The 8,502-nt window shown below is 42.9% G+C and carries 8 protein-coding genes; 7 read left to right on the top strand and 1 reads right to left on the bottom strand.

Annotated features, from left to right (window positions below; translation table 11 throughout):
- Nucleotides 1-297 precede the first annotated feature (297 nt).
- From ACE418_RS10450 to ACE418_RS10425, 6 genes are all read left to right on the top strand, one after another.
- Nucleotides 298-1,464 carry a nucleotide sugar dehydrogenase gene (locus tag ACE418_RS10450; protein WP_416450556.1) on the top strand — a complete coding sequence of 389 codons (1,167 nt, stop codon included), beginning with the start codon at nt 298-300 and terminating at the stop codon, nt 1,462-1,464.
- 16 nt (nt 1,465-1,480) lie between these two features.
- Nucleotides 1,481-2,485: an NAD-dependent epimerase gene (locus ACE418_RS10445; RefSeq protein WP_416450555.1), complete on the top strand. Its 1,005-nt coding sequence runs from the start codon at nt 1,481-1,483 to the stop codon at nt 2,483-2,485.
- Nucleotides 2,486-2,518: 33 nt separating this feature from the next.
- Entirely contained in the window at nt 2,519-4,567 is a 2,049-nt protein-coding gene (locus tag ACE418_RS10440) for an LTA synthase family protein (RefSeq protein WP_416450554.1), read from the top strand.
- A gap of 11 nt (nt 4,568-4,578) precedes the next feature.
- Nucleotides 4,579-5,082, top strand: a complete 504-nt coding sequence (locus tag ACE418_RS10435) for a methylated-DNA--[protein]-cysteine S-methyltransferase (protein ID WP_416450553.1) — start codon at nt 4,579-4,581, stop codon at nt 5,080-5,082.
- 115 nt (nt 5,083-5,197) lie between these two features.
- Nucleotides 5,198-6,157 (top strand): AAA family ATPase, encoded by a 960-nt coding sequence (locus ACE418_RS10430; RefSeq protein WP_416450552.1) that lies wholly within the window; start codon nt 5,198-5,200, stop codon nt 6,155-6,157.
- On the top strand, nt 6,157-6,906 hold the full coding sequence (locus ACE418_RS10425) for a DUF3226 domain-containing protein (protein ID WP_416450551.1): 750 nt from the start codon (nt 6,157-6,159) through the stop codon (nt 6,904-6,906). Before ACE418_RS10430 ends, ACE418_RS10425 begins: the two co-directional genes overlap by 1 nt.
- Before the next feature lie 5 nt (nt 6,907-6,911).
- On the opposite strand, the gene ACE418_RS10420 is transcribed toward ACE418_RS10425, so the two are convergent.
- The gene (locus ACE418_RS10420; protein ID WP_416450550.1) at nt 6,912-7,787 is read right to left on the bottom strand and encodes a LysR family transcriptional regulator; all 876 of its coding nucleotides are present in this window, start codon (nt 7,785-7,787) and stop codon (nt 6,912-6,914) included.
- A gap of 126 nt (nt 7,788-7,913) precedes the next feature.
- Between ACE418_RS10420 and ACE418_RS10415 the strand changes: the two genes are divergently transcribed.
- Nucleotides 7,914-8,489, top strand: a complete 576-nt coding sequence (locus ACE418_RS10415; RefSeq protein ID WP_416450557.1) for a chromate transporter — start codon at nt 7,914-7,916, stop codon at nt 8,487-8,489.
- Nucleotides 8,490-8,502: the final 13 nt, after the last annotated feature.

Here is an 8,502-nt window from a genome sequence, read left to right as displayed (position 1 = left end):
TTCGTGTGTAATTTTTTGAGTATCCAAAAACATCCTCCTTACTGAATAGGATAAATTAGAGTTTTTAGACAAAATGGGAGAAACTCTAATTTGTCTCATTTATCCTGTTTGATGAGCCTATTGTCTCACAAACAGCCAGGAGATTAAATCCACCGATTTATTTTCCGCTTACTATAGAGGCTATATTTATAATGAACTCTTTATTTTTAAAAAGCATCCTAATGGTCTGGATGATGGTCTGGATGGAATTTTATGGTATAATGAATATAATGTGCTAAAAGGAAAGTGGGAATTTATATGAATATAGCGATTGCCGGGACCGGGTATGTCGGTCTTTCGAATAGTATGTTGCTGGCACAGCATAATAATGTCATTGCTTTAGATATTATTCCAGAAAAAGTAGCTATGTTGAATGAAGGGAAGTCGCCGATTATAGATAGTGATATTTCGGCTTTTTTGCAGCGTGATGATTTGCATTTCAAAGCGACCTTAGATCCTGTGGAAGCTTTTACGGATGCTGATTTTGTTATTATTTCGACGCCGACCAATTATGATCCGCAGAAGAATTTTTTTGATACGTCATCGGTAGAAGCGGTCATCGAAGAAGTACTGGGAATCAATTCAGACGCGGTCATGGTCATTAAATCGACAGTTCCTGTCGGCTACACTCAGCATATCAAGGAACGCTACCATACCGACAATATTATGTTCTCGCCGGAATTTTTGCGGGAAGGCAAGGCCCTGTATGATAATCTTCATCCGTCACGTATCGTCGTCGGTGAACGGTCGGAACGGGCTAAAGTTTTTGCCAATCTGCTGGCCGAAGGCGCGGTGAAGAAAGATATCCCCATGCTGTTTACCGGCTCTACGGAAGCAGAGGCCATCAAACTCTTTGCCAATACATATCTGGCCTTGCGCGTGGCCTATTTCAATGAACTCGATTCGTATGCTGAAATGCGTGGCCTGAGTACGAAGGAAATCATCGAAGGCGTCTGCCTCGACCCCCGCATTGGCGATTTTTATAACAATCCTTCTTTTGGCTACGGGGGATACTGCCTGCCGAAGGACACAAAACAGCTTTTGGCTAATTATCAGGATGTACCGCAGAACCTTATTTCAGCTATTGTTGCGGCTAACCGGACGCGAAAGGACCATATTGCCGATATGATTATTGCCAAGAATCCCCGCATCGTCGGCGTTTATCGGCTGACGATGAAGAGCCATTCAGATAATTTCCGTGCCTCGGCCATTCAGGGCGTCATGAAGCGCATCAAGGCCAAAGGCATCGAAGTCGTCGTCTATGAACCGACCTTGAAAGCGGGTGACTTTTTCCATTCCCGTGTCATCCGCGACTTGAACGAGTTCAAGAAGATGAGCGATATTATTATTTCTAACCGTTGGGCAGAAGAACTTAGCGATGTCCAGGATAAAGTCTATACGCGGGATATCTTTGACCGCGACTAAGAGGGAGACGATGATAATGGCAGATTTTAAATCTTTTGATAGTGCAAATAAAGTCTTGATTACCGGTGCCGCCGGTTTCATTGGATTCCATTTGGCCAAGCGCCTGCTGGCCATGGGAGCCACCATCTTTGGCCTGGATAACCTTAATGATTATTATGATGTTTCCTTGAAAGAAAGCCGCTTGGCTATTCTACGCCAGTTCCCGGCATTCACTTTCGTCAAAGGGGACTTGGCTGATGAAAAAGTCGTTAATGATGTTTTCACGTCGTTTCAGCCGGATATCGTCATGAACCTGGCAGCCCAGGCTGGAGTGCGTTACAGCATTGACCATCCTCGTTCCTATATTGATTCCAACATCATTGGTTTCTTCAATATCCTCGAAGCCTGCCGTCATCATAAAGTGGATCATTTACTTTTTGCTTCCAGCTCGTCCGTTTATGGCAATCAGCAGAAAACGCCTTTTTCAACGACTGATAATGTGGATCATCCGATCAGTCTCTATGCAGCAACTAAGAAATCAGATGAGCTGATGGCGTATACCTATAGTCATCTCTACGGTATCCCGGCAACGGGGTTGCGCTTTTTTACCGTCTATGGACCTTTCGGCCGCCCCGACATGGCTTATTTCAAATTTGCCAATAAGATTCGCAAAGGGGAAGCTATCCAGATTTATAATCACGGTGACATGTATCGGGACTTCACTTATGTCGACGATATCGTTACCGGCATTGAACACATGCTGTGCAATCCGCCGAAGAAAAATGAACTAGGCGATCCGTATAAAATCTATAACATTGGCAACCATAAACCGGAACAGCTCATGCATTTCATCGAAGTCCTGGAAAAAGCTCTGGGTAAAACGGCAGAAAAGGAATATCTGCCTATGCAGCCTGGCGATGTATACCAGACCTATGCCGACGTCAGCGAATTACAGCGTGACTTCGATTTTAAGCCGGAAACGACGATTGAAGAAGGATTGGGGAAATTTGCCCAATGGTATAAATCTTATTACAAAGTATAAATCCAATATTTATTTTTATGATGAGGTGTTATCGTGTTTGAACAATTTTTTTTATCGATGCAGCAGGATATAAAACTATTTTTGATTTTTCCTATTTTATGTGCTATATTCCGCGCTGTGTTCATCAAAGTCTATTCGCCTTATGAAACGTTGAAAGGACGATGGAATATCGTATGGCATTGCTTTCGATACGGCTTTTGGTGGGGCATGGATTTTAATGCCTACGCATTTTTGTTGCCGCTTATTTTTGTTTCATTGCCCGGGCTATTTTTTGCTTCCTATTATGCGCTAGGAAATGATGTAAGGCTTTGGGCTGGCATGATATATGCTATGGTACTTTATGTTGCCTTTGTGGGGAAAATGATTTTTTACAATCATTTTCATGACACTTATAATCAGATTTTACGTCTTGGCGGAAAGGCCGAAAAACATAACTTGCTTGATATTTTTTTTCATCAGGATCATGGACTCTTATTTATACTTATAGGGATTCCTTATTGGTGGATTGTTAAATTTTCTATTCAAGCCCTTCTTTCTTTGCCAAGTGTTAGTTATCCTCATTTTTCATCTTCTATCCTGGCGTATGGCTTTAATGTTATTGTATGTGTTGCTATTATTTTAGGCTTTTATTGGTTCCGTTATGGAGGAACTTTAAGCCATGACGATAAACCGGAATGGGATACAATTCCCAGTATTGTTAAAAAGGACATTTTTTTTGCTAAAGCTACGGTAGACGATTTAGTTGCCTTGGAACAAGTTAAAAAGCATAAATTAAACGATGCCTACAAGCACAGTGATGAAGAAGATTTAACATCTTTAAAGGCTATTCTGCCAGCAGGTCGTGACAATATTAAAAAGTATCCTAACCCTGTATATGCATTTCAACATCATGCGAAAGGTCCTAAGATTGCTAAACCATCACATATTTTTCTGCTCGTCGGTGAAAGTTATTTGCAGCAGCTATTTGACCCAGCATATGCTTGCTTAAATATTACGTCCGGTGGGAAAAGGCTTATGAATGATCCCCATACGGCAGCATTAACTAATTCTCTGTCGGCAGGTATTATTTCGAGACCATCCATTGTTAGTTTGATGTCAGGTATTTTTGATGCTGGATTAGAATTGAATGAAAAAGAAACATTTTGGCAGGGAACAGTACCAACTGCGTTGCCGCTTCAATTAAAAAAGTTAGGGTATACATCGACATACTGGTATGGCGGTAATGTAACTTATGGGAATTTTAATCAATTTGCTCCTGCATGCGGTTTTGATTGCGTGATGACTGCTACTGACTTTTGTGGTTCCCATGCTCCTAAGACATGGGTTGGTGTCTATGATAATATTTTTTTGGAAAAAGCAGCTGAATTGATTCAGCAAGATGATTCGAACCAGCCGGCATTTCATTTTGTCTACACTACATCATATCATGGCCCATTTAAAATTAATTTGAAAAAGTATGGCTATGATACAGAAAGGGTCATGCCGGATGCCCCGGATGATATAAAAGCAAATAAGGAATTGCAGAAAAATTTGGGGACTTTTTGGTTATCTGACCAAGCGATTGGTAAATTTATTGATACCATGCGGAAAGCCTATCCAGATAGCTTGTTTATTGTTACGGCAGATCATGCTATTACCATGACTCCTTTACAAAAGACGTCCCTGATGAATCGCGACTGCTCTATCCGGGAACGGCATTCTCCAGTATTTATGTTGAATCATCGCGATTTAGATCAAAGTATTTTTGCGGGTAACACCATTGGTAGCCATATGAATATTATGCCAACTATTTTCGAATTAATAGCTCCTAAAGGCTTTACATACTATTCATTATTTTCTTCCTTGACAGAACCTATTGACCATTTAGTTTCTCCATATCATTGGCTCCGCCCAGATGCTTATGGAACTTTCGAAAATGATTTTTATCAGCCATTAGGGGAAAATCATGCAGAAGATGAAGTTTGTGAAGGTCCGATTCCTTATGTTTCAGAAAATGAAGCTTGGAAAAATTTAACAGGTTATATGGTACGCCATCCTGAATTATTACAAACTAAAGATATATTGCTTTCAGAAAATAACTGAGGTGACTGTTGATGTATCATAAGATGATGTATGACTCGCCGTTAGGGCCGATGATTCTGGCGGCCAGTGATACGGCGCTGGTCGGGGCCTGGTTTGAAGGGCAGAAGTATTGTTATGGCGCTCTTCAGGGAGAAGTCCTGCGGGAAGAGGAAACGCCGATTTTACGAAAAGCGGCGCACTGGCTGGATGAATATTTTGCCGGGAGGATGCCGGCCATCATGACATTGCCCCTGGCGCCGCAGGGCAGTGAATTCCGACGGCTCGTCTGGTATATTCTTTGCCAGATTCCCTACGGCCAGACGACGTATGGCGACATTGCCAAGCAGATTGAAGAACGGACGGGGAAGAAGATGTCAGCCCAGGCTATCGGTGGGGCTGTAGGACATAATCCCATTTCCATCATCATTCCCTGCCATCGTGTCTTGGGGGCTAATGGCAAGGCCACCGGTTATGCCGGCGGCATTGATAAAAAAATAGCCCTCCTGCATTTGGAGGGCCTTGCTGTAAAAGCGTAATATGCTAGAGTGGATTTGAAATGAGGTGATTTGAGTGTTGAGGGAATTGACAGTTAGTGGGTATCGTAAGTTTAAAACATTTTCTTTAAAGGGGTTCCAACGATTTAACTTTTTTGTGGGTGATAATAATGTAGGAAAGACATCTATTTTAGAAAGTATTTTTGGTTGGTCTTGTGGTTTTAATCTCCAGCCTTTTGCAATGACGGCTATTACAAGAAATTACACGCTGAATGTTGTATCTCCTTATATCCTTTTAGAATTCATTGCAGCTGCAGTTCATGATACAGATGACAGACCATGGAATTTTAATTTTTCTGGACGTTCCGATGAAGGAACATGTTCTTTTTCTCATATCATTACTCCGGCAGAATTGATGATAGATACGCATAATTCTTTTCAAAAACCAAATGCTGTTATTGCTGCGCAATGGGAGATTCAGTCCGAAAATGAAAAGAAAATAAAGAATATAGGGATTCCTTTTTTTATTCCCAGTGAATCCCCTGCCTATTTGGGAAAATATATTGATATTTTAGGACATCGCGATCAAATAGAAACGATACGTATGTATAGTGCCTTGAAAAGAGAAGGAAAGATGGATGCTTTTTTACAGGACTTACAAGCGATTTTTCCTGAAATTGAAGCGATTGATACTTTGCCTTATCCCGATGCTACACAAGCTCCTATCAGTTTAAAAGTAAAAGGAGGCCGCTTTTTACCCTTGTTTACCTTTGGAGATGGTTTGCAGCGATGGTATTATATCTTAGGTGCGCTTCTTTTATATAAAAAAGGGATTTTTTGCATTGATGAGATTGATGCTACTCTACACCCTGCTGCGCAAGCAGGATTCTGTAGAAACCTTATTACCTATGCAAGAAAATACGATGCCCAATTATTTATGACAACTCATAATTTAGAATTTTTGGATACTTTTCTATCTACTTGGCAGGAACTTGGTGAAACGGATGATTTGCGGGTCATTACATTAAAACAATTCGCTAAAACATCGTTAAGGACCAGGAACTTATCAGGGAAAGAAGCCTTAGATCTTCGCTTGTATAATATGGAGTTGAGATAATGGAAAAGCGACTTATACTATGTGAAGGAAAAACAGATGCTATCTTATTGAGTTATTACTTGAAACATATATTGTGTTGTCGGTATGCACAAAATCGGAATCGGAAATTTCCAGATTTAGATAGAATCGGATTAACAGAATGGTATATAGATGATAAAGGGGCATTGGCTATTATTGCCATTCAAGGGCACACCTTTTTGCATGCTGTTGAGCAAATTATTTACATGAATCAAAAGCTTAGTAAGGAAGAGTGTTTTTCAGCCCTTGCTATTTTAGCTGACCATGATGATGAATCTTCTGAAAAGATGTTAAAAACTATTCATCATTATTTGCAGGACAATGCAGTGCAAAAAGGAAATATCGTAAATAATACAGAGTGGGAGCAATTATTATTGCCTTGTGCATTTTCCGAGTATTACCTATTTCGTTTTTGTGCAAAATTGATTCCTGTGCAGGAAAAAGGCGCATTAGAAACCTTTATTGTAGACATGTTGCAAAACGTTAAAGATCCGTTTATGCGAATTGAAAACAAAAAGATGATTGACCAGGTAGATGTGTTTTTAAAGAATTTTCATTCTGAAACTTATTTGAAAAAACGTAGGGAACGAATAAAGTCACGGTTATCGGTTACCTTATCGATTATTTCCCCAGATCGTACTTTTTCAACTATCAATGAAATCCTTCAATCTATTGCATGGGATAAATATGATACATATAATAAGCAATTTTTATTTTTAAAGGAAATTTGACTATTTCAATATGGGGTAGTCAACGCGTCGATGAACTGGCGGGCAATGCTGGACAGGTAGCGGTGTTTTGGCGTGATGACGGCCAGCTGGGTACGCAGGCGTGGTTCGTCGATAGCTTTGGTCTGGAGCTGAGGCCGACTGGTCGGCGAGATGGCTGATGCGGGGACGACGGCGTAGCCTAGTCCGGTTTCAGCCCAGAGCAGGGTGGTCCGGGCATCGTCGTTGCGGCAGAGGAGAATCGGCGTTATATTATGGGCTTCGCAGACGTCGTGGAAGAGTTGGTCGAAGCGGCGGTAGAGGATGAGCGGCAGGCCGTGCAGCTGTTCTATGGTCAGGGAAAGCTGGCCCGGGCTGGGATCGGCCAGGGTATCGGCATAGGCCAGGACCATCGGCTCTTCGGGCAGAAACGTGCAGTTGAAGGCGTCCTGCTTGAAGGGCGTGCGGACGATACCGATTTCGATGAGGCCCTTGCGCAGCATGTCCAGGACGCGGAAGGTGTTGCCATCATAGATTTCAAAGCGGATGCCGCGATGGCTGGCATGGAATTGGCGGAGTGCCGGCCGGAGGATGACACTGCCTGAGGATGAAACGGTTCCGATGGACAGGGTGCCGCGCAGGCCGTTTTTGAAATCGGCGATTTCCCGGCGCGTCGAGTCGGTCAGGGTGATGATTTGGCGGGCCCGGCGGTAGAGGATTTCGCCGGCATCGGTCAAGGTCACGCTGCGCGGTTCCCGCTGCAAAAGCTGCACACCCAGTTCTTCTTCCAGGGCTTTCATCTGCTGGCTCAGCGGCGGCTGTGCCATATGCAGGCGACGGGCAGCCGCCGTGATCTGGCCTTCTTCGGCGATGACCATGAAATACGTGAGTTGACGGATATCCATATCGATGCCTCCTTGACATATGTTTTACATATATTATATCAATTGTACAAATATTTTCAATATAGTAAAAGCCGTGTTATACTAAGACCATAGAAACGATGAATCGTCAAGAAAGGATGATAGATGATGAACGATATTGTGACCCCGAAACGGGATGCCCATTTCTTTTGGACCCTGTTCAAATCGACTTTTTTAATCAGCGCCTTCACTGTCGGCGGCGGCTTCGTCATTATTCCCCTCTTGAAAGGGAAATACGTCGATGAATACCACTGGATCAGTGACAAGGATACCCTTGACATGGTGGCCATCGCCCAGTCCATGCCCGGCGTCATTGCCGTCAACAGCGCTGTTATCCTCGGATACCGCATGGCCGGGGTCCTGGGGACATTGGTAGCTTTGGTAGCCACCGTGCTGCCCTGCCTGATTACGTTGTCCATTATTTCTTACTGCTATGATTTCTTCATCCAGAATCTCTATATCAAGATGATCCTCCGCGGTATGCAGTGCGGGGCGACGGCTCTCATCGTCAATGTCGGCATCGACCTCCTCATCAAGCAGGGGAAGAAGAAGCTGCTCCTGCCACTGGCCATCATCGTGGCGACGTTCATTGCCAACTTGTGCTTTGATGCCAATATCATGGCTTTAATCATCATTGATGGCATCATCGGCTTCTTGTTCATGCGCGACAAGAAGTACGACTAAGGGGAGGGACTTA

The sequence above is a fragment of the Megasphaera jansseni genome (assembly GCF_047974155.1).
Classification (GTDB): domain Bacteria; phylum Bacillota; class Negativicutes; order Veillonellales; family Megasphaeraceae; genus Megasphaera.
Note: the sequence above shows the minus strand (reverse complement) of the source record. Positions and strands in the feature narration are given on the sequence as shown.

Excerpts from the sequence above, each read along its gene's own strand:
- ACE418_RS10450 (WP_416450556.1), top strand. The coding sequence starts at position 298 with ATGAATATAGCGATTGCCGGGACCGGGTATGTCGGTCTTTCGAATAGT.
- ACE418_RS10445 (WP_416450555.1), top strand. The coding sequence starts at position 1,481 with ATGGCAGATTTTAAATCTTTTGATAGTGCAAATAAAGTCTTGATTACC.
- ACE418_RS10435 (WP_416450553.1), top strand. The coding sequence starts at position 4,579 with ATGTATCATAAGATGATGTATGACTCGCCGTTAGGGCCGATGATTCTG.
- ACE418_RS10425 (WP_416450551.1), top strand. The coding sequence starts at position 6,157 with ATGGAAAAGCGACTTATACTATGTGAAGGAAAAACAGATGCTATCTTA.
- ACE418_RS10420 (WP_416450550.1), bottom strand. The coding sequence starts at position 7,787 with ATGGATATCCGTCAACTCACGTATTTCATGGTCATCGCCGAAGAAGGC.
- ACE418_RS10415 (WP_416450557.1), top strand. The coding sequence starts at position 7,914 with ATGAACGATATTGTGACCCCGAAACGGGATGCCCATTTCTTTTGGACC.